Annotated in this window: 17 protein-coding genes, 1 tRNA gene and 2 pseudogenes; 7 read left to right on the top strand and 13 right to left on the bottom strand. The window is 33.8% G+C overall.

Going from position 1 to position 22937, the window contains the following annotated elements; genetic code table 11:
- Positions 1–14: 14 nt before the first annotated feature.
- Genes K5I29_RS03675 through K5I29_RS03645 form a run of 7 tightly spaced genes read right to left on the bottom strand, consistent with a single transcriptional unit; the run spans position 15 to position 6409 of the window.
- Positions 15–374: a nuclear transport factor 2 family protein gene (locus tag K5I29_RS03675; RefSeq protein ID WP_264434498.1), complete on the bottom strand. Its 360-nt coding sequence runs from the start codon at positions 372–374 to the stop codon at positions 15–17.
- A 6-nt stretch (positions 375–380) separates the two neighbouring features.
- On the bottom strand, positions 381–1310 hold the full coding sequence (locus K5I29_RS03670; protein WP_264434497.1) for a UDP-3-O-(3-hydroxymyristoyl)glucosamine N-acyltransferase: 930 nt from the start codon (positions 1308–1310) through the stop codon (positions 381–383).
- A gap of 12 nt (positions 1311–1322) precedes the next feature.
- A complete protein-coding gene (efp, locus tag K5I29_RS03665; protein WP_264434496.1) occupies positions 1323–1889 on the bottom strand; it encodes an elongation factor P in 567 nt (188 codons plus the stop codon).
- 32 nt (positions 1890–1921) lie between these two features.
- Complete coding sequence (gene lpxA / locus K5I29_RS03660; protein ID WP_264434495.1) at positions 1922–2716, bottom strand: acyl-ACP--UDP-N-acetylglucosamine O-acyltransferase; 795 nt, start codon at positions 2714–2716, stop codon at positions 1922–1924.
- Between the two features lie 10 nt (positions 2717–2726).
- Complete coding sequence (locus tag K5I29_RS03655; protein ID WP_264434494.1) at positions 2727–4115, bottom strand: bifunctional UDP-3-O-[3-hydroxymyristoyl] N-acetylglucosamine deacetylase/3-hydroxyacyl-ACP dehydratase; 1389 nt, start codon at positions 4113–4115, stop codon at positions 2727–2729.
- Between the two features lie 2 nt (positions 4116–4117).
- Positions 4118–5143 (bottom strand): UDP-3-O-(3-hydroxymyristoyl)glucosamine N-acyltransferase, encoded by a 1026-nt coding sequence (gene lpxD / locus K5I29_RS03650; protein ID WP_264434493.1) that lies wholly within the window; start codon positions 5141–5143, stop codon positions 4118–4120.
- 30 nt (positions 5144–5173) lie between these two features.
- Positions 5174–6409, bottom strand: coding sequence for an HD domain-containing protein (locus K5I29_RS03645; protein WP_264434492.1), 1236 nt, complete (start codon positions 6407–6409; stop codon positions 5174–5176).
- A gap of 269 nt (positions 6410–6678) precedes the next feature.
- On the opposite strand from K5I29_RS03645, the pseudogene K5I29_RS03640 reads away from it, so the two are divergent.
- The 3 genes and pseudogenes from K5I29_RS03640 (at position 6679) to K5I29_RS03630 (ending at position 10696) form a co-directional block, all read left to right on the top strand.
- A pseudogene (locus K5I29_RS03640) lies at positions 6679–8148 on the top strand (anion permease).
- Positions 8149–8212: 64 nt separating this feature from the next.
- The gene (locus K5I29_RS03635; RefSeq protein WP_264434491.1) at positions 8213–9277 is read left to right on the top strand and encodes a type II asparaginase; all 1065 of its coding nucleotides are present in this window, start codon (positions 8213–8215) and stop codon (positions 9275–9277) included.
- 69 nt (positions 9278–9346) lie between these two features.
- Complete coding sequence (locus tag K5I29_RS03630; RefSeq protein ID WP_264434490.1) at positions 9347–10696, top strand: anaerobic C4-dicarboxylate transporter family protein; 1350 nt, start codon at positions 9347–9349, stop codon at positions 10694–10696.
- Positions 10697–10743: 47 nt separating this feature from the next.
- Here the strand turns inward: K5I29_RS03630 and K5I29_RS03625 are convergent, their stop codons facing one another.
- The 3 genes from K5I29_RS03625 to K5I29_RS03615 are packed head-to-tail and all read right to left on the bottom strand — an operon-like array spanning position 10744 to position 17923.
- Positions 10744–12675, bottom strand: a complete 1932-nt coding sequence (locus tag K5I29_RS03625) for an OmpA family protein (protein WP_264434489.1) — start codon at positions 12673–12675, stop codon at positions 10744–10746.
- A gap of 12 nt (positions 12676–12687) precedes the next feature.
- Entirely contained in the window at positions 12688–13614 is a 927-nt protein-coding gene (locus K5I29_RS03620) for a PorP/SprF family type IX secretion system membrane protein (RefSeq protein WP_264434488.1), read from the bottom strand.
- A gap of 4 nt (positions 13615–13618) precedes the next feature.
- The gene (locus tag K5I29_RS03615) at positions 13619–17923 is read right to left on the bottom strand and encodes a T9SS type B sorting domain-containing protein (RefSeq protein ID WP_264434487.1); all 4305 of its coding nucleotides are present in this window, start codon (positions 17921–17923) and stop codon (positions 13619–13621) included.
- A gap of 402 nt (positions 17924–18325) precedes the next feature.
- Here K5I29_RS03615 and tsaE point away from each other — a divergent pair, with 402 nt between their 5' ends.
- The 4 genes and pseudogenes from tsaE to K5I29_RS03595 all read left to right on the top strand — a co-directional run bounded on the left by tsaE (position 18326) and on the right by K5I29_RS03595 (position 20467).
- Positions 18326–18736, top strand: a complete 411-nt coding sequence (gene tsaE, locus K5I29_RS03610) for a tRNA (adenosine(37)-N6)-threonylcarbamoyltransferase complex ATPase subunit type 1 TsaE (protein WP_264434486.1) — start codon at positions 18326–18328, stop codon at positions 18734–18736.
- A 4-nt stretch (positions 18737–18740) separates the two neighbouring features.
- Positions 18741–19933 (top strand): annotated as a pseudogene (locus K5I29_RS03605) (alanine dehydrogenase).
- A gap of 35 nt (positions 19934–19968) precedes the next feature.
- Complete coding sequence (locus tag K5I29_RS03600) at positions 19969–20346, top strand: DUF4258 domain-containing protein (RefSeq protein ID WP_264434485.1); 378 nt, start codon at positions 19969–19971, stop codon at positions 20344–20346.
- 43 nt (positions 20347–20389) lie between these two features.
- Positions 20390–20467: transfer RNA gene (locus K5I29_RS03595), tRNA-Val, on the top strand.
- A 408-nt stretch (positions 20468–20875) separates the two neighbouring features.
- Here the strand turns inward: K5I29_RS03595 and K5I29_RS03590 are convergent.
- The 3 genes from K5I29_RS03590 to K5I29_RS03580 all read right to left on the bottom strand — a co-directional run bounded on the left by K5I29_RS03590 (position 20876) and on the right by K5I29_RS03580 (position 22937).
- The gene (locus K5I29_RS03590; protein ID WP_264434484.1) at positions 20876–21442 is read right to left on the bottom strand and encodes a hypothetical protein; all 567 of its coding nucleotides are present in this window, start codon (positions 21440–21442) and stop codon (positions 20876–20878) included.
- An 11-nt stretch (positions 21443–21453) separates the two neighbouring features.
- Positions 21454–22188 (bottom strand): hypothetical protein, encoded by a 735-nt coding sequence (locus K5I29_RS03585; RefSeq protein WP_264434483.1) that lies wholly within the window; start codon positions 22186–22188, stop codon positions 21454–21456.
- A gap of 128 nt (positions 22189–22316) precedes the next feature.
- On the bottom strand, positions 22317–22937 hold the full coding sequence (locus K5I29_RS03580) for a hypothetical protein (RefSeq protein WP_264434482.1): 621 nt from the start codon (positions 22935–22937) through the stop codon (positions 22317–22319).

Here is a 22937-nt window from a genome sequence, read left to right as displayed (position 1 = left end):
CAAAAATATTCAAATTATCTTTGACTCATTACATATGCTTTATAGAGCTTTTGGTCTTTTATTTCCCAAATTCCCATAAAATGCGCTAAAATTAATTCTTGCTCGGGATTATCAATTGGCGAAACGTAATGCGTGTAACGCAAAGCTACTTGATTTTTATCGTGCAAAACATGTGTAATATCGTAACGTGATTTGCTATATGCTTTTTCTAATTTAATGGTATAATCTATTAATTCTTCTTTATTAAAGTGAAGATACCCTTCGGTTGAATACCATGTTACTTCTAAGTCATCATGTAAAAGCGCAACAATTGCGTGATGATTAGTTAGTGCATCTGTTTTGTAAAAATTAAGTACAATGTCGGTTACATTCATTTTATCTTATTTTAATTTGTTAAGAATTTCTGGAATGCGTTTTACGTTTGCAATTTGTTTTAATTTATCTCTAGCTTCTTCAGCAGGATATCCAAAATAACTTTTACCTCCTTCTAAAGATTTAGAAATACCAGATTGTGCTAATATTACAGCTTTTTTCCCGATTGTAATACCGCTTGTCATGCCAACTTGGCCCCATAATGTTACCTCGTCTTCAATAACTACACAACCTGCAATACCAACTTGTGATGCAATTAAACATTTTTTACCAATAACCGTATCGTGCCCAACGTGCACTTGATTATCAATTTTTGTTCCGGCACCAATTGTTGTATTACCTGTAACCCCTCGGTCAATGGTACAAAGAGCTCCTAATGTAACATGATCTTCAATAACTACAGTACCGCAAGACAACAGCTGATCAAACCCTTCAGGGCGGTTTTTATAGTAAAACGCATCAGCACCTAAAACGGTACCTGCATGAATTATAACGTTGTTACCTATGGTAATGTTGTCGTAAATAATTACGTTTGGATGAATTAAACAGTTATCACCAATTACTACATTATTACCTATAAATACATTAGGCTGAATTACAGTTCCTTGACCAATTTTTGCACTAGATGCTATTACTGCTGTTGCTGGTACAAATGGGTTGAAATGCTTAGAAATTTTATTAAAATCTCGGAACGGATCATCAGAAATTAATAAGGCTTTACCTTCTGGACAAGCAACTTCTTTATTGATTAAAATAATGGTTGCTGCTGAATTTAAGGCTTTATCGTAATATTTTGGATGATCGACAAAAACAATATCTCCGGGTTCTACCACATGAATTTCATTCATGCCCAGTACCGGATAATCATTTGCGCCAACAAACTTTGCATCAATTAATTGAGCAATAGCTTCTAATGTTTGCGGTTTTTGAAACTTCATAATGTATGTAAATTATTCTTTAATACGCTCCATGTAAGCACCGGTAGCAGTATCAATTTTAATTTTATCTCCTTCGTTAATAAATAAAGGTACATTAATTGTTGCTCCTGTTTCAACCGTTGCTGGTTTAGTTGCGTTTGTAGCTGTATTACCTTTTACTCCTGGCTCTGCATAAGTAACTTCTAAAATAATAGAAGCTGGCATATCTACTGCTAAAGGCATCTCAGTTTCTGTATTAATTTGAACCATAACTACAGTACCTTCTTTTAATAACTCTGGTGAATCTAAAGCACTTTTTGGTAAAGTAATTTGTTCGTATGTTTCTGTGTTCATGAAGTGAAAATCATCACCTTCAGCATACAAATATTGGTACGATTGTGTTTCTACACGTACAACGTCGATTTTATGCCCAGCCGAAAAAGTATTATCTAAAACTTTTCCGTTAGTTACCGATTTCATTTTTGTTCTAACAAATGCAGGACCTTTACCTGGCTTTACGTGTAAAAATTCAGTGATTTTATAAATATCATTGTTGTATTTAATACACAAACCGTTTCTAATATCAGCTGTAGTTGCCATTTTATAATTTTATTTAATAATTAATTTAAAAATTAGTCTTTACTTAATGATGATGTATAGCCTTTCATTACACCTCTTGATGAGTTTTTAATAAAAGTAATAATTTCATCGCGTTCTGGAGTTGCTTCTAATTCTGCTTCAATAATATCTATTGCTTGCGAATTGTTGTAATTTTTTTGGTATAAAATACGATATACGTCTTGAATTTCTCTAATTTTTTCTGTCGAGAATCCTCTACGTCTTAATCCGATTGAATTAATACCTACGTATGAAAGCGGTTCATTTGCTGCTTTTGTAAAAGGAGGTACATCTTTACGTACTAAAGAACCACCAGAAATCATTGAATGATCTCCGATTGAAATAAACTGATGCACCGCTGCTAAACCACCAATAACAGCATAGTTACCTACCGTTACGTGACCTGCAAGCGCAACACCATTTGCCATAATTACATGATCGCCTACTACACAATCGTGAGCGATATGTGCATAAGCCATAATTAAACAATTACTACCTACTACGGTTTGGCCAGAAGCAATAGTACCTCTGTTTATAGTTACGCATTCGCGAATGGTTGTGTTATCACCTATAATAGCGAAAGATTCTTCGCCACCGAATTTTAAATCTTGAGGTACAGCTGAAATTACTGCACCTGGAAATATTGTACAATTTTTCCCGATTCTTGCACCTTCCATGATAGTTACGTTAGATCCGATCCAAGAACCTTCTCCGATTTCAACATTGTTGTGAATGGTTGAAAACGGCTCGATAACTACATTTTTAGCTATTTTTGCTCCTGGATGAACGTATGCTAAAGGTTGATTCATAATAAAAAAATTAATTCACTTTTACAATTTGAGCCATTAATTCGGCCTCTGCTACTAATTTACCATTTGCATAAGCATTGGCTTGCATATGACAAATTCCTCTTCTAATTGGTGATAATAAATCTAATTTAAAAATTAATGTATCACCAGGTAAAACTTTATGTTTAAACTTAACATTATCTATTTTCATAAAATATGTCAAGTAATTTTCTGGGTCTGGTACCGAACTTAAAATTAAAATTCCTCCCGTTTGCGCCATAGCCTCAACTATTAAAACGCCTGGCATAACAGGTGCTCCTGGAAAATGCCCTTGAAAGAATTCTTCATTCATGGTAACATTTTTAACTCCAACCACCTGGCTGTCGGTCATTTCAATAATTTTATCTACCAATAAAAACGGATAACGGTGTGGTAACATCGCCATAATTTTTGTTACGTCCATTAGCGGTTCTTTATTCAAATCGTATGATGGTACGTAATTTCTAAGCTCGTTTTTAATGATTTTAGCCATTTTTTTAGCAAACATAGTGTTTACAAAATGGCCAGGTTTGTTGGCAATAACTTTACCTTGGATACGCATACCAATTAATGCTAAATCGCCCATAACATCTAATAATTTATGACGCGCAGCTTCGTTTGGATGATGCAAGGTTAGATTATCTAAAATTCCGTTAGGTTTTACTGAAATTTGCTCTTTATCAAAAGCTTTTTTAAGATGCCCCATTGTTTCGTCAGATATTTCTTTATCTACATAAACAATAGCGTTGTTCAAATCGCCACCTTTAATTAATCCGTTAGCTAATAAACCTTCTAATTCATGCAAAAATGAGAATGTACGGCTGTTTGCAACTTCGTCTTTAAAATGTGATACTGATTTTAAATTGGCATTTTGTGTACCTAAAACCTTGGTACCAAAATCTACCATGGTAGTAATAGAATATTCATCCGCTGGAATAATTGTAATTTCACTACCCGATATTTCATCTACGTACGAAATCACTTCTTTTACTACATAAACTTTACGTTCTGCATCTTGTTCTACAATGCCTGCTTTTTCAATCGCTTCAACAAAGTATTTTGACGAACCATCCATAATTGGAGGTTCTGATGCATTTAATTCAATAATAACGTTATCAATGTCACAACCAACAAAAGCTGCAAGTACGTGCTCTGTAGTATTAATTTTAACACCACGTTTTTCTAAACTTGTACCTCTTTGTGTGGTAGTTACATAATTTGCATCTGCTTCAATAACGGGTGCACCTTCTAAATCAACACGAACAAATGTAAATCCGTTGTTAATTGGTGCAGGTTTGAATGTCATTTTAACGTTTTGCCCAGTATGTAGCCCAACTCCTTCTAAAGAGATTGGCTCCTTAATGGTTGTTTGTTTAACCATGATTAATCTAGTTTATTATTTTTTTTAAGGTTATTTATGTCTTTTACAATTTTATCCAAGTTTTTAAAATGGATGAAAGATTTGTTATACGCGTTGTATGGTAATGCTGGTGTTCCTTGAATGGCTTCGCCATCTTTTACACTTCTGCTTACGCCTGTTTGTGCTTGAATACGAACATTATTACCAATAGTAATATGCCCTACTATACCAACTTGACCACCAATAATGCAGTTTTTACCAATTTTTGTAGAACCTGCAATACCGGTTTGCGATGCAATTACCGTATTTTCGCCAATTTCAACATTGTGCGCTACCTGTATATGGTTATCCAACTTTACGCCTTTTCTGATAACAGTTGAACCTAAAGTTGCGCGGTCAATAGTTGAATTTGCACCAATTTCTACATGATCTTCTAAAATCACGTTACCAATTTGAGGAACTTTTTTATAACTTCCATCTTCTAATGGTGCAAAACCAAATCCGTCAGAACCAATAATAGTTCCTGAATGAATTACACAATGTTTACCAATTACGCTTTCTGAATACACGCGAACGCCAGCAAAAAGAATGGTATCATCGCCAATAGTTACATTATCTCCAATAAATGTATTTGGATAAATTTTAACATTATTTCCAATTACAACATTCTTACCAATGTAAGCAAAACTTCCTAAATATAAATTGTCACCATAAGTTACGTTTTCTGATATTACAGAAGGCTGTTCAATCCCAGATTTCATTAATTTTACCTGATTGTAATATTCAAGTAATTGTGTAAATGATTTATACGGATCTTCAACACGAATTAAGGTAACATCTAAAGCTTGAGTTGCCTCAAAAGTTGTAGCAACAATGGCTAAGCTTGCTTTGGTTGTATATATGTAATGGTTGTATTTTGGGTTTGCTAAAAACGTTAAAGAACCTGGTTCACCTTCTTCAATCTTAGATAATTTATCAACCTCAATGGTTGCATCTCCTTCTACCGTACCGCCTAAAACGTTTGCTATTTGTTCTGCTGTGAATTTCATTTTGAGCAAAAATATAAAATTTATTTAAATCTAGTTTTCTAAAAGTGATTTCGGAAAACACAGATAATATTTTGTTACTGGTTTAGTTAAAGCTTTTAAATTTAACTGATCGGAAACCATGATAACATCTTTAATTTGATTTTTTTTATCACTTATATAAATAGGTCCGTCTTCTAAATTATAAGCCTGATTTTTTATTTTACCGCTAAAAACTAAATATTTAGCTTGTTCGGCTGTTATATCGGTTTGTTGTATTAGTTTTTGTCTTAACTCGTCAACTTTTTCTTTAGAAACTTTGTCGGTGAGCATCTTTATTTTAAGTAAATCGCGATTAATAATCATCTTACTTAAAGCTGACAACACATAATCGGGTTCAAACATCCAAGTTTTAATTGCTGCAATTATATCCGAATCGTCTAAAAGTGAAAACTGAAATAAATCTTCTTTAGAAAATGTTTCCTGTGTTAACGTGCGGTTTAAAAAATACTGCAACGGTTTGGTACAAGGAACAAGTTGTCCTTTTTGGGCCAATTCTTTTGCTCGATTAAAAACTTTGGTTAAAATAAGTTCGGCAACTAAGCTGGTTTTATGAAAATAAGCTTGCCAATACATTAAACGGCGACTCACTAAAAAATGTTCTACCGAATAAATACCTTTTTCTTCTACCACCAAAACATCATCAACCACATTTAGCATTTGAATGATGCGCTCCGAATTAATATTTCCTTCGGCAACACCGCTATAAAAGCTATCACGTTTTAAATAATCTAAGCGATCAATATCTAATTGAGAAGATATTAATTGAATCATGAATTGACGTGGATATTCGCCTTTAAACACCTGAATAGCTAAATCTAACTGACCGTTAAACGTTTCGTTTAATTCATGCATAAAACGCAACGACAATTGTTCATGATGCACCCCTTCAACTATAGAATGTTCCATAGCATGTGAGAACGGACCGTGACCAATATCGTGTAATAAAATAGCAATATAAAGGGCATTTTCTTCAGATTCAGAAATCTGAACGCCTTTAAAACGAAGAGAATAAACAGCCTTTTGCATTAAATGCATGCAGCCAATGGCGTGGTGAAAACGTGTATGATGAGCTCCCGGAAAAACTAAAAATGACATACCCATCTGACTAATACGACGCAACCTCTGAAAATAAGGATGCTGTACTATGTCATAGATCAAACTATTTGGAATAGTTACAAACCCATAAATAGGATCATTTAGTATTTTTAATTTGTTAGAGTTACTCACCTAATAAAAGATATTTTCAGCAAAAATAACATAAAATTGATACATATTAAAAAAAAAATGACTTTAGTCGGTTTATTGCAGGAGTAAATTCTTAATATAAAAAGATGTAGCTATTTTATTTTCGAAGCATTTACAAGATGTTAATCCGTAAAAACAAGATAAATACAGACGTGATATTTTAAATATTAATTGCTATACAACTAATATTTGGGTTGTTACATATTATTTATATAGGAATTGCGTTTTAATGATAACTATAAATAAACAATATGGCTTATCAGTTAACCCCCGTTAAAACAATGCCAGCCTTAATTGCAATTGGCATAACTTTATTAATTTGGTTTGTTATTCCGGTTCCAGAAGGCGTAAGTGAAAATGCTTGGCAATTACTAGCCCTTTTTGTTGGCACAATTGCAGCAATTATTGGTAAAGCTTTACCAATTGGTGGTATTTCAATCGTTGCTATTGCATTGGTAGCCATTACATAAGTTACCAACCCAGGTAATCCAAAAGCTGCATTAGCAGATGCGTTAAGTGGTTTTTCTAACGATTTAATTTGGTTGATCGGAATCTCGGTTATGATTTCGATTAGTTTAAGTAAAACCGGGTTAGGTTCTCGAATTGGTTATTTCTTAATATCCTTAGTCGGAAAAAACACATTAGGTATCGCTTATGCCTTGGGTTTTTCAGAAACCATTATTGCTCCTGTAACACCAAGTAATACCGCGCGAGGCGGTGGAATTATTCACCCAATTATGCGATCAATCGCTGTAAGTTTTAATTCTAAACCTGAAGATGAATCGGCTAATAAAATTGGTAAATATTTGGCATTGGTAAATTACAACATCAATCCTATAACATCAGCCATGTTTATAACCGCAACAGCTCCTAATCCATTAGTTGTAAGTTTAATTTTTGAAGGTTCAGGCTTTAAATTAACTTGGGGCATGTGGGCGGTTGCAGCCTTGCTTCCTGCTTTATTTTCATTATTTATTGTTCCAATTGTAATTTACTATTTATATCCACCAGAAATTAAAAAAACACCAGATGCCCCACAATTCGCAAAAGAAAAACTAAAAGAATTAGGGCCTATTTCTTTACCCGAAAAAATAACCATGGGGGTTTTTACCATCTTATTATTTTTATGGGCCGGTATTCCAGCAATGTTTTTTGGAGAACAATTTGAGGTACCGCCAACGGCAGCTGCTTTTATTGGCTTAGCAATTTTATTAATAACCGGCGTAATTTCTTGGAATGATGTTTTATCAAACAAAGGTTCTTGGGATACCATTGTTTGGTTTGCCGCGTTGGTGATGATGGCTGGTTTTTTAGGAAAACTAGGCTTGGTTTCTTGGTTGGCACATACCGTAGGAAGCGGAATCGGTAATTTAGGCTTGCATTGGGTTTTAGGTGTATTAATATTACTACTCATTTACGTGTATTCCCATTACTTCTTTGCAAGTACAACCGCTCATATTACTGCTATGTTTGGTGCCTTTTACATTGCCGGAATTGCATTAGATGCACCACCGATGTTATGGGCTTTAATTTTAGGATTTTCATCTTCATTAATGATGTCGTTAACCCATTATGGAACAGGTACTGCACCTATTATTTTTGGAACCGGTTACACAACTTTAGGCGAATGGTGGAAAACAGGTTTTGTAGTTAGCGTTGTAAACTTACTAATTTGGATTTTTATTGGTGGTTTATGGTGGAAATTTTTAGGTTACTGGTAAAAGTGCATTAGGATAAATGCAATAAAATGTATTTCTTAGTTTAGTCAATCATATAAATTGTTACATGAAAAAAATTATACCTTTTTTATTTATTTTATTGGTTATGCCATGGCAAACCACACAAGCACAAAATCAATCATCAAAAAAATTACCTCGAGTATTTATTTTAGCAACGGGCGGCACCATTGCAGGTTCTGGCGAATCGGCAACCAAAGCAGCTTATACAGCAGGTAAAGTTCCGATTGATGATTTACTAAATGCTGTACCACAAATTCATCAATTGGCACAAATATCTGGCGAACAAATTGCGCAAATCGGAAGCCAAGATATGAATGTACAAACCTGGTTAAAATTAAGCAATCGTGTAAACGAAATATTTGCTCAAAACTTAGCGGATGCCGTTGTTATTACTCACGGAACAGATACGTTAGAAGAAACTGCTTATTTTTTAGAATTAACCGTAAACTCAAATAAACCCGTTGTTTTAGTTGGGGCTATGCGCCCATCAACAGCAATGAGCCAAGACGGAAACAGAAATTTATTAGATGCCGTAATGGTTGCTGCATCTCCAAATAGTGCCGAAGTTGGTGTTGTTGTAGCCATGAATGAAGAAGTTTATGCCGCTCGCGATGTAACCAAAACATCAACTACCAATACAGCTACATTTAAATCTAAAAACTTTGGTCCAATCGGATTAATTTTTGATGGTAAAGTATCGTATTTTTACAAATCGATTCGTGATAACGACCAAAAATTCAATATTAAAGGTTTAAAAACATTACCTCAAGTTGAAATTATTTATGGCTATGCCGATGCCAACCCAAAAGCAGTTGATATATACGTACAAGAAGGTGCTAAAGGTTTAGTTTATGCTGGCATGGGTAATGGTAATTTTAACACACCAGTAGGTTGGGCTTTAGAAAATGCAGTTAAAAAAGGCGTAGCGGTATGCCGCGCTGCAAGAGCAGGTTCTGGCCGCGTTACCTTAGATAACGAAGTAGAAGATAAAAAACTTGGTTTTATTGTAGCCGATGATTTATCACCACAAAAAGCCCGAATTTTGCTTATGTTAGCTTTAACCCAAACCAATAAGCAACAGCAATTGCAAGATATTTTCTTTGCCTATTAATACGATAAATAAAAAAATGGAGTTATGGTTACAATACCAAACTCCATTTTTTTATTTAAACATTTTAGCATGATATTTTTACAATTTGCAATTTTAATGTTGATGATTTTAATCGGTTCCAGAATGAAAGGAATTGGTTTGGGCTTAACAGGAATGTTAGGTTTATTAATTTTTGTTTTTCTTTTTAACATGAAACCCGGCGAACCACCAATCGATGTCATGTTGGTTATTATGGTTATTGTTACCACGGCTGCAACCTTAGAAGCTTGTGGCGGTTTAGAATACTTGGTTCGTTTGGCCGAAAAAATAATTCGTAGTAATCCGTCTAAAATTGTATTTATTGCTCCTTTTACGGTTTACATTTTTTGTTTATTTGCCGGCACCGCGCATTTACTTTATTCGTTATTACCCGTAATTGCTGAAGTTGCTGCAAAAAAAAGAATACGACCAGAACGCCCGTTAAGCGTTTCTGTAATTGCTTCGCATTTAGCCATAACCGGTAGCCCAATGAGTGCTGCAACTGCTGCATTTGCTGGCGCAGGCATCTTAGCTTATCCGGGCGCTTTAATTGATGTGATGAAAATTGCTATTCCGGCTTGCTTAGCTGGTATTTTATTGGCTTGTTTTGCTGTACTTAAAAAAGGAAAAGAATTGGTTGATGATCCTATTTTTATTGAAAAAATGAAAGATCCGGAATTTGCAAAAAGTTTAGAAGCGGATGATAATCCTAAAACTGCTGCTCCGCTAAAAAAAGGCGCAAAATTATCGGTAATCATATTTTCTGTTGCAGTGGTATTAATTGTAGTTTGTGGTGCCTTTCCTGAAATATTACCGCGTTTTGAGCCCGGAAAAGCCAGCTTGGTTTTAAAAGCCAATGGCGAATTAACCATGGTTACCGTTATTAGTATTATTACATTAACCGCATCTGCTTTAATGTTATTTTTAACTAAAACACCAACTGCAAATGTTTCAAAAACTTCTTTATTTACATCAATGGCCACAGCAGTTGTTTCGGTTTTCGGAGTTGTTTGGATGAGCGCAACTTTTATGCTAAATAACGAAGTGGTAATTAAAGGTGTTCTAGAAGGTTTTGTAACCGAACATCCATGGACATTTGCAATTGCAATATTTATTTTAGGTGCATTAATGTTTAGTCAAGCAGCAACAACCAAAACAATGATGCCGTTAGGAATTGCTTTAGGAATACCAACTCCGGCATTAATTGCCATATTTCCTGCTGTAAATTCGGATTTTGTATTACCCGGTTATCCTACCCTATTAGCAGCTATTAATTTTGACCGAACCGGAAGTACCAAAATTGGTAAATACGTTTTAAATCATAGTTTTATGTTACCCGGATTGGTTGGTGTTATTGTAGCCATAGCCGTTGGGTTTTTACTTGGTGCTTTTTTACTTTAAACAGATATAATAAAAAACCTTATCGAAATCGATAAGGTTTTTTGTTGCTATTTTTCTATTATAAAATCAGAACGCCGATTAACAGCATGATCTGCTTCTGAACAGGTAACTTGATTGCTACATTTGTTTTTTAATTGACTTTCTCCGTAGCCTTTCGCGCTTACAATTCGGCTATCAGCAATGCCTTGCTCAATTAAATAGTTTTGCGTTGCTTTAGCTCGGTTATCAGATAATTTTAGATTATAGGCGTCATTTCCGCGAGAATCGGTGTGAGATTCAATTCTAATTTTTACATCCGGAAATTGCTGCATCACACCAACAACCTTATTTAACTCCAATTTAGCTTGTGGCGTAATTGCAAACTTATTGTAATCAAAATAAATAGTATTAATATCTATTTTTTTAAAATCACCATCGGTAACTAAAAAATCATCAAGCTTTGCTAACAAGTAATTATTGGCAACAACAGGTTCGTTAGTTGTTATAAATTGATTTTTAGCTGTTGAATATCCAGCTTTAGTTGCAACGCCAGAAACTTTGCTATTACACGAAATATCGCTTTCGTATTTTCCGTCTGCATTGGTTAGCACCTCGGCCAACTTTTCGCCTTTATCATTGGTTAAAATAACTTTAGCACCAGCAATCGGGCTTTTATCTTTTTCATAAAATACAAAACCAGAAACTGCGTGAGTACAAGACACTCGTTTTTCTTTCAAAAAAAAGTAAATATCATCATCTCCTTTTCCGCCCGAACGGTTTGATGAGAAATAGCCAAAATCATCGTTCGCATCAGCAATATATGCAAAATCATCCCAAGCGCTATTTACAGGTTTACCTAAGTTGACTGGATTACTTAAAGTTCCGTCGTGATAAATAGTTGCCTCAAAAATATCTAAACCGCCATATCCGTAATGTCCATCTGAAGCAAAATACAACTTATCGTCTTGTACAAACGGAAACATTTCGCGTCCGGCAGTATTTATTGTTGTCCCCAAACTTTCTATCGGCCCATATGAGGCATCTCCAAAAACCCGAACACGGTAAATATCGGTCTGCCCTGCTCCATTGGGCATATCTGATGTGAAATACAAATAATTTCCGTCAGATGACATGGCAGGATGCCCAAACGAATAATCTGGATTAGAGAAAAACATATCGGTTGGTTCTCCAAGTTTACCATCAACAATCGGAACGCGCAAAATTTGAATGTTATTTACCTTGTTTGTATCTAAAACTAATTTGTTTTTATGTTGCAAATTGGTTGAAAAATACATGGTTTTATAATCTGGCGAAAAAGTTGGCGTTGCATTGTGGTATTTGTTTTGTACCTCAGGGTGAAATTTTTTTTCGTTAGATAAATTTCCGTTAGATGCATTTCTCTCGGCTTCATAAATTGTTAAATACGGCTGCAAATTAACTTCTGTCTTTTTAGATGCTTTTGGTGCATCTTTACTTGATGCATATAAAACTTTATTGCCATAAAATGCCGTTCCAAAATCTGAATTGGAAGAATTACTAGAAATATTGCTCACCTTATACAAAGGCTGTACTTGGGCCATAGAATCAATTTGCTTTTTATGCAAATTGAAAAGTTTTAAAGCGCTGGTATTTTTCTGAGCTTTTAAGCGTTCTTCTACCAAATCATTTGCATCTTTATAAAAACCCGATGTACGTAAAGCTTGCGTATAATTAATAAAATGCGCCTCGTTCATGTTGTGTTTTTGTAATTGATGCAACTTGCCATACATAACCGATGCCTGCCTGTAATTACCCGTTTTTAAATAAGATTCACCAACTGCTTCGTAAACATCGGCGGGTAAAACTTTATCATCTTTTATTTTTTTAGCTTGTTTTTCATAAAGGTGCACCACTTCAGGATAATTGAGTTGCTTGTATTCTTCAAACAACCATTTCCAATTGTCTTGAGCCATGCCCACAGTGCCTAAACAAAATACTAAAATTAGAATTGTTTTTTTCATGACTTTTAGTTTTTAAAAAAATCGAGGAGATTTAATTGTTTTATGCTTATCTAAAAGCCTAAACTTCAACATAATTTCATGAGAACCGTGATTGTATTTCACTAAATTAGTTGTGGTATAATCGTACGCATAACCAATAAAAATGGCATCTGAAACTTGAAAACCAGCTAATCCTGAAACCGAATCGTCCCAACGATATGAAGCCCCGATGGTAAACTTATCATGAAACATAAAATTAGCTGAAAGATCATACGATAGCGGAGCTCCTTGTACTGCTCGAACCATAGCACTGGGTTTAAACTTAACCGACGAACTAAGATTGAACACATAACCGGCTATTAAATAATAATGTAAAGCATCAACCACATGCGCCTGCTGAATATCATCATAATAATTAGAACGAACAAAATTAGGTACGGCAAGCCCAACATAATATTTATCAGTATAAAAATAAATACCTGCACCAACTACGGGTTTTAAATCGTTAATGTTTTTACCAAAAACCGGATCAGCATCTTCGATTCGGCGGCCTTTACTCCAATCAATATTCATAAACTTTGCTCCGGCATTTACACCTAAAGCTAAATTATGTAATAAAGATAACCTTACATTGTAGGCATAATTTACGGTAGCTAATGTTTCGTTAGCTGGCCCGATGCGGTCGTTAACAACGTTTAGTCCAATACCCATTCTTTCATAAGAAAAAGGAGTTAAAGCACTAAAATTTGCTGTTTTTGGGGCCCCGTCTAAACCAACCCATTGCGTTCGGTATAAAAGATTTACTTCGGCACTTTCTACCGAACTTGTATAACCAGGGTTTATAGCCATGGTGTTGTACATGTATTGCGTATAACCGGGTGTTTGTTGCGCGTAAGCAAACGAACAGCAGTTTAAAATTGCAAATACCAATATATTTTTAATTGTATATAACTGTCTCATTTTCTTATCTCATTATGTATAACCAACCTGATTTTTTTTCTGTAGTACCATCTGCAAAATCTAATGTGTAAAAATAGGTTCCGCTAGGTAACTCGTTGCCTGCAAAGGTTCTAGAAACGTTTGCATGTCCGTTAAATGTATTGTTGTAGTTTGCATTTTTATACACTACATTTCCGTATCGGTTGTAAATATGGAGTTGTGTATGCGGATATCGTTCAATACAACTAACTACAAAATAATCGTTTTGGCCATCACCGTTTGGAGATATTTCATTGTAAACAAGTAAACAATCATTTTTTACAGGTTGAAGTTGTAAAAATGCTGAGTTATTTTCGGTATGTAAATCAACAGGAACACTGCTTACTAGCGATACTTCTTGGCCGTGAGAACCAAATTCTAAAACTTTTGCCGTAACATATAAAATAGCTTCTTGGCCAACTTTTAATTCAGGAATTGTCCACGATCTACGATTGTATGTACCGGTTTGAGTTTGAAAAGATTTGAATTCAAATCCTGAACTTAACTCAAAAGCAACTACAACATCAGTAAAGTCTACTTCTCCCATATTTACAATTTTTATGGTAAAAAGAACATCGTCTAAAAAATACGGTGTTGCGTGGCTAGAGCTAATTTGCAATCCTAAATCGGGATCTAAAATTACACTACAATCCGAAGTTGTAACAACAACTTCATGTTGGTTAGATGTTAAACAAGCTAAGTTATTTACGGTTACAGCAAGCGTGTTTAATCCAGGCGCATTCCATTTCACAGTTATAAACGAATCGTTTACAGAACCACCAGCTACAACAGTTGCATTACCAACTTGCCAATTGTACAAACTAAAACCTGGCGTTGCTTGAAATGTGTATCCTTGATTGATGCAAAAATTAGTTGTGCCTTCCGAATTGGTTATAGTAACTGCATCTGGAACGGTTGTAAGGTTAAATACGTATTCGTTGGTTGGTAAGCAAGCTAAATCATCTACCGAAACAGTAACTGAATGTGCACCTGTTGTACTCCATTTAACCGTTATAAACGAATCGTTTATTCCACCTCCATTTACTACGGTAGCTGTACCAAATTGCCAATTGTACGTATTAAAACCAGGAGTTGCTTGAAACGTATATTCCTGATTGATACAAAAATCAGTTGTACCCTGAGAAGCAGTTATTGCAATTGCATCAGGAACAATTTGAATTGTTATTTCGTACGCTGTACTTTCACAAGTTGTAGAATCTAAATCCGTTGCATAATACGTTTGACCGGCAACTAAAACATCGGTTGGATTTAAAATTGTTGTTTTACCAGCATCTGCATACCAAACTCCATTATAAACGGCTAATAAGCTTTGCAGGTTAGCCGTACTATCACAAACAGCTAAATTGTTTTTAACAGCAGTGGTTTGCCCTGTTGTAATAGTAACTGTTACAGCAGTTGCAGTTGCCGATTCACAATTTGCAACCGGTGCATTGTATGCAAAATATTGTTTGCCGTGCACTAACAAATCGTTTTCATTTAAAACAACCCCATTTTCATCTTTCCAAACAACCAAATAATTGTTTGCCTCTAAATCTTTAACCTTAGGCTGATTTACTTCACAAAACATTTGATTTGCTGGTAAAGTTGGTGCCGGTACATCGTCTAAACGAACCGTAACTGCTAAACGGCTCACATTTGCACAACTTTCTGTTGTTGTACGAATCGCATAATATGTAGCACCATCTGTTAAAATAGTTGATGCAGGTAAAACAGTACCGTTTGTTAAAGCATCGTACCAAACAATATCAGTAGCATTTAAACGAATATCGGCTAAAGTTGCTTGGCTAGCTTGACAGAATATTTGATCGCCCGGAACTAATACTGCTAAATTGGGCTGTGGTTCATAATTTACAACAACAGGTAATAAATTGGTTAAATCTGCACAGGTTTGATCACTCGCCAAAGCTACATAATATGTTAACGGCGCATTAACAATAGGTAAGCCAGTAACCAATAATTGGTTGGCAGTAACTTGGTACGTTACTCCGTTAAGCGTTACGTTAGTAATTTTAGTAACTCCTGCAGCATCTAAATACCATTCATAAGTTACGTTAGTTAAGGCAGCATCTGGCGTAATCGAAACTGTCAAATCATTACATACATCAACGGTGTGATTCGATGTAAAATCGGCAGTGGTTGTGTTACGCGGTACAACAAAATCAACCTGAACTCTTTCGCTTTCTGGAGTAAAACAATATTCATCAGAACCTATTCCCACAAAATAGGAATAAGCTCCTGGTAATAAACCTGAAACATTTAAAACGTTGTTTGATTCATCTTCAACCAAAATTTGTTCACCATTAACTAACTTAAACCATTGATATTGCGGATTTGTTAAGGTTACAGATGATGCAACAGTTGCGGTTAGGGCAACATTTCCTGAACATTTATTTGCAACATCTAGCGTTGCTGTGGCAGAAATGTTTGTGCTAACTAACGATGGTTTTACAGTTATTTCCACCGGATAGCGCTCTAAAACTTCACATCCGTTTCTAACGGCTTGAATATAAATTGTTTTATTACCAGAAAAACTTGCTGGAATAGTAAACGAGTTGGCGCTTGATAATAAATCATTTCCTGTAGCACTTTCGTACCATTTAAAACTTGTACATTCTTGATTTTCTACTACAATTTCTTCACCAACGCAAAATGTAAAATTGGTTGCTGCTGGATTGTTAACAAAATTTATTTGGGGTTGTCTTTTAATTGAATAAATGTTTATTGCTTCTAAAACATTAGCTACAGCTCCCAAACGCAATTCAAATCTGTCCCAAGGTCCTAAAGTATTTGAATCTTGAATACGCAATACAAATTTATCTGTTGACCCGAAAAGTAAGGTTAAACTTAACAGATTAGCATTTAAAGAATTTATAGGCCCAACTGGGGTTTGATGATCGAATTTTCGGTATGTTAAAGCGCTTAAAAGCGATACGTTTAATAATCCGTTCGGATCAGAAACAACCATCTCAATCACATCTTCTTTTTGTGAATATGTTGAGTAAACGGGCGTTAAATATGATTCGGCTAAAACACCAACATTAACAAACATTTGCGTAAATGCATTAGCATCATCTAACATAAAATTTCTAGGATTGTTAACGCCAACTGTAGCATTAGCTACATTTACGCCGTAACCTTTGGTTCCGCTTAAAACGTCCATCACTTCACTTTCACAATTTGTGTTTAACGCATCCGAATTGTAATAGGCATTATAAACGTTTAAGTTTTGGGCAACCGATAAAGTTGCTGTAATAAGAATACGAACCCCATAAATCTTTTGGTTGGGATTGCTTGGGTTGGGATTAAAAACTACTTCGTATTCATTTTTTCCATTAAGTAAGCCAAGTAAATTGGCCTGAATGCTTTGCGGTAATCCGCTAGTTACTCTGCCTCCAGATTGGCTTTCTACAATTGTTGTTAAAGTTGCTCCAGAAAGCAAATCTAAAGCACCATAACCTGTACCAAGCTTTAAAACAATAGGTTTACCAGCCGGCACCGGATTAGTAAACTCTAAATCTAAATAGGCAGTAGTTAAACCTAATAAACTTATAGGTAAGGTAATTGTTGCATAGGTTTCTGTATTTGCATTAGCAGCGTTTGCAGCATTTGTAACAGAACCTAATAAGGTTCTACCTGGTTTTGCGATAGTAGCATATTCTCGAACATTATTTTGTTTACAAGCAGCAACATCTTTAACATCAATCGTAACAAACTTTACAGTTTCGCATTCATTTTGCGTAGCAACAACCTTATAAATATAAGTACCAGCAGTTGTAAATGGCCCAACGTTTGCCTGAACTGGCTGATTTTTAGCAACATCAATATACGTAATTATAGAACCGTTGGTTGTAGTTGCCTGAATTTGATGTGTTTGTCCTACTTGTAAAAAAACTTGTTCATTAACAATGCTTAAAACGGGAGCCGGCGTAATTGTAACTGCTACAAGTGAAGATTCTGAAGCACCCAGATTAGAAGTAATTTCAAATCTATAAACCCCACTTTCTGTAATACTTGAATTGGTAACCAATTGGTTGGTGCTATCATAAACTTCTAAACTTTCAATAGCATCAAGTTCTATATTATTTTGTTGCAAAAAATCAACAATAAGTAAACTGCCACAAGCATTAACGGTTTGTGGTAAAATAGCATAATTAAAGGTGTGAAATAAATAGGATGCCTGACTTATGTTTTTGGAGGAGGAAGAAATGGCATCAGCAAAAAAATAATTATCACTAAAAACGAAGGAAGGTTTTGTTGGTGATACTAACACATCGTTGTTTGAATTCCTTGTTGAAATTGGCGATTTACTGGATAAATGTGACCAACTCCCATAACTGTTTGCTATTCCTGAAAAAAAAAAGAACAAACAGACAAAGAATAAAGGTTTTAACGTTAGATTCTTTTTCATTTATTCAAAGATTTTGGGGTTAACTAACTGATAAATGTTTTTAATCAGTAAAAAATGAACTTTAATCGATAATTATATAACCTCAATAAACTTTTTATATTGTTTAAACTTTAGCAATTGATTAAAAAATTAACATTTCTATTTATGTAAAAAAAAGTTTAGATTTACTAATAGCACATTTTAAAAAATTACACATTCAATAATTTGTCGCATCATGCAACAAAAATTACTTTTATTTAAATAAATTTGTAAAAAATTGTAAAAATGGAAATTGTTTATAGCCTAGAAGAAATTGATGCCGTTGCAAAACAAATCATCCAAAACACAACCAACAATATTATTTTGTTTGATGCCCAAATGGGTACAGGAAAAACTACCTTAATAAAAGCATTGCTAAAAAACTTAGGCGTTACCGATGCAACTTCAAGCCCAACATTTTCTATTGTAAACGAGCATGTTACTGCCGAAAACAAAACGTTTTATCATTTTGATTTGTACCGATTAAATTCGGAAGAAGAAGCGTATGATTTTGGTATTGAAGAATATTTATATTCAGACCATTTTTGTTTTATAGAATGGCCCGAAAAAGCAAGTAATTTGTTACCCAAAAACCATACAAAAATTACTATTGAAACGTTGCCTAACGGTAAACGCAAACTTTTTATTAAAAATTAGTTTTATGCCACGTTCGTCCTTTTCAAGTACGGCATTTATGCCTTTAGAAGAAAAATTAGCTATTCCCGTTAATAAAAGTGCTTTGCACATTGGTATTCCGAAAGAAAAATATTACCAAGAAAAGCGCATTGCCTTAACCCCTGATTCGGTTTTAACCTTGGTTAATAACGGACATCGTGTATTAATTGAAAGCGGAGGCGGGCGAAAGTGCAACCTTTAGTGATAACGATTATATTAAGGCTGGAGCCGAAATTACACAAGATGCAGCTCGTATTTTTAAATGCCCACTACTATTAAAAGTTGAACCTTTATCGTTAGACGAGTTAGATTTAATTCAACCTAAAACAACAGTAATTTCTGCCTTACAATTAAAAACCCGAGATAAAAATTACTTTGAAAAACTGCAACAAAAAAAGATTGTTGCCTTAGCTTACGATTTTATTCAAGATGCAGACGGTTGTTATCCTGCAGTAAGAGCCTTAAGCCAAATTGCCGGTACCGCATCTATTTTAATAGCTGCCGAAATAATGGCAAACCCATTAACCAGCCGTGGTATGTTGTTCGGTAATATTACTGGGGTGCGCCCAACCGAAGTTTTAATTTTAGGATCAGGAACCGTTGCCGAATATGCGGCTCGAACTGCCATATCATTAGGTGCTAGCGTTAAAGTTTTTGATAACGATATTACCAAATTACGTCGCCTACAAAATAATATTGGCGCTCCCGTATACACATCTACCCTACAACACAATACTTTATTAAAAGCTTTACGCCGTTGCGATGTTGCCATTGGTGCCAAACGCGGCGATACCCGCTCCTATTTTGGTTTCACAAACCATGCTAGAAAACATGAAAAAAGGAGCTGTAATTGTAGATGTAAGCATTGACACTGGGGGATGTTTTGAAAGTTCTGAAGTTACCACGCACGAAAATCCGACTTTTATTAAAAATGAAGTAATACATTATTGCGTGCCTAACATTCCGTCTCGATATGCTCGTACAGCATCAACTTCTATAAGCAACATGCTAGAACCTATTTTATTAGAAATTGCAGAAAATGGCGGCGTAGAAAAATCAATCACCTACAACAAAGCCATTCGTGCTGGTGTTTATTGCTATGCTGGTATGATTACCAAACGCCATATTGCCGATTGGTTTGGTTTAGCTTATAGAGATTTAAATTTACTATTAATGTAAAATATAAATTGTATTTTTACACAAAATAAATATAAATGAATTTTATACAACGCTTAGGTTATTACCTAATTGGTTTAATGATTGGTGCTTTTGCCGTTTGGTTTATTTTGCATCAAAAAGAAACAGAAACTTTTTGCTATTTACCTAATTGTAGAGTTTTAAAAGATTTACGTAGCAAACCGTTTCAGACATCTGAAGAAGCTAATTTTGAAATGAAAAATGAAAAAATGAGCTTAGATGATGTTCGTTTAAACTTAAAACACGGAGATATTGATTTTTCTAGAAGTAATTTGCCTTACGAAACGGGTAAAATATATATTGTTGAAGGAAGAAACCCAGAAAACCAACCTATTGAACTAGAATTAATAAACTACCCAGATAAAGTTGTTTTAAAAAATATTAAAAAAATTTAATAGAAATAAACAAATAATTTTATATTTGTTGCATTAAGTTTTAGGGCGATTAGCTCAGCTGGTTCAGAGCACCTCGTTTACACCGAGGGGGTCAGGGGTTCGAATCCCTTATCGCCCACCATTAAAATATATAAAGCGTTGTTATTTAGTAGATAACAACGCTTTTTTGTTTTTAGGGGATAGTACAGGGGACGTTTTGTTTTTTATTATGCATGTTATGCATCTTTAGAAAACGGATTTAGCAACCGTTTGGGTATTCATAAAAATGTGTTGGGTAGATACAGGGCGTAACGAGGTTTTACCTTCTATTGATATTGCCCGTAAAATTGTAAGTATTTTAGATAGTTTGCTAGTAAATTAAATGTTCAGATTGATAAAAAATTGCTGGAATCATTTTGTTATTTTTCAGTTCTATGAAACCTTTATAAATAATATTTCTTTGTTTGTATTTGTTTTATTGCTAAAAGAAAAACATAAAGTATTATGTAATATATGTAATAATAAACCCAGCGTTAAGCTGGGTTTTGTTTTAATTTTCGAAATTTAAATCTATTTTTTTTTTTTTTTTAAATACATTTAGTTCTTCCAGAGTTAGTGGACCGTAAACAGAATCGGTTTTTTTTTCTATTATATAGTAGTTGAATTTGTTTCTAAACATTTTTCTATATAGTACTTCGTTATTAAAAATACTATCCGTAATTACTTCTGTACCTCTATTTGTGACTAATTTATGAATATTGTAGATTGATATTTTTTGATTATTCAAATCGATTAAACTATCTTTTTTTATTGAAATATAATAATTGTTCCAAACATTTAGATCATTTTTAATGCTCTCAAGTAGTAGTTTTTTATTAGGACTCTGTTTTACAATTATATAATTCTCATCATTGTTTATATTGACTACATCAGAATTAATAATTATTTTTTCAAACATGTTCTTTTCGCTTGATTTGTAAATAATAGTTCCATAAGGATAACCTATATCCATTGACTCATATTCAGATAAATAATAAAAATTATTTCCTAAATAATTTTTGTCGTTACAACTAGTAAAACAAAATAATATTATTATTCCAAAATAAATTTTTTTCATTTTATTTATATTTATTTTAAATCTGAAATTTTTATACTTCTATTTTCATAATGTATCTTATAATCCGTTCCACTATATAATGCACCTGTCCCAGCTCTTTGCCCAACAGGTAATCCTACTCGCGTCATTATATTTCTTATTATATTTTTTATAGAATTATTATTTCTATAGTTGTAATGATACATTTGATCTTGTACCTCAATTGTATTTACACCTGTTTTTATAAATGATGTTCCTCCATATGTTGCTGCAGTTTCATACTTTAAATGGATAAACGCTTCGTGAGTTTCAATTGCATATGTGCCACCTATTTTCAAAGCTTTAAGTTTTTCTACATTTAAGCCTGACCAATCAATAAATCTATTATCTACAGTGATAGGTTCTCCGTTACCATTCAACCAGTGATTATCAGCCTCACTTTTATTAAGTTTGTTATCACCATTAGTATCCCAATATTTTTTTATTGGATCTTTCTGTATCATTTGGTGCGCTCCATGATTTAAAGCACTTACAAAGAATCCTACAGCCGCCCCTTGCCATACATTTCCATTAGTAAGTTTTGCGGCTATAGCACCTGATGCAGTACCGAAAAGAATAGTAGTTGCGCTAGACTCGCCTATGCCAGCTGCTACTCCACCTAGCTGAACTCCCGAAGAAACCACACTAGATACCATTGCGCTTACAAAACTTGTTTCAAAGCTCCCCCCTGTGATACCACTAATTATTCCTTGTGAAATACTATGCATTAAAGTCTGTACTCCTCCAACAATTAAATCTACTTGTAATTGAGTTAATGTAGCTGTTGTGTTAAAAATATCTATTAGTTCATAAACTTTAAAGTATAGAACTAATTTATATGTGTGTCTCTAATTTTTTATAATTGGATTTTAAATACCTTGTTGTCATATTCTATCGTGCTAAAAATATTTTTAGAATCATATGATATCTCAATTTTAGATTCTCTATTAATTTTTTTACTTTTAACAAGATAATTATATTCATATGTTTCTTTAGGTAAAATTACGATACAATCTTCTTTTATTTTTTTCAAGATATTTTCTTTATACCTATTTATCAATTGATTTTTTTTTAAATTTTTTTCAAAGAGTTTATTTGAATAAATGTTAATTAATGAGTCTTTCATAATTAAGTACTTTTCCTTTTCTTCACTCTTATACTTTGATGGAAACGAAGGTGGAATGAATGGTTGATAAGAATTTTTATTATTAGCATCTCCATTATAGTTATTATCCTTTATATTCTTATTGTCTTTTTTTATAATAACTCGTATGTTACTCTTAGAAAGATATAAAGTATCGTTTCCAATGTTATTTATTAATATATTTAAATATGCATTATTTTTAACTTCATTATTAAAAGTTGAAATTGAATACCCCAAGTAAAAAAAATGTAAATCTTCATTTTTTACTAATTGCCCGTGACACGCATTAAATAATGATATGTTTAAGATTAATAATAATACTTTTTTCTTCAT

Source organism: Flavobacterium agricola, from assembly GCF_025919725.1.
Taxonomy (GTDB): Bacteria; Bacteroidota; Bacteroidia; order Flavobacteriales; family Flavobacteriaceae; genus Flavobacterium; species Flavobacterium agricola.
This window is presented reverse-complemented; position numbering and strand designations above follow the sequence as displayed.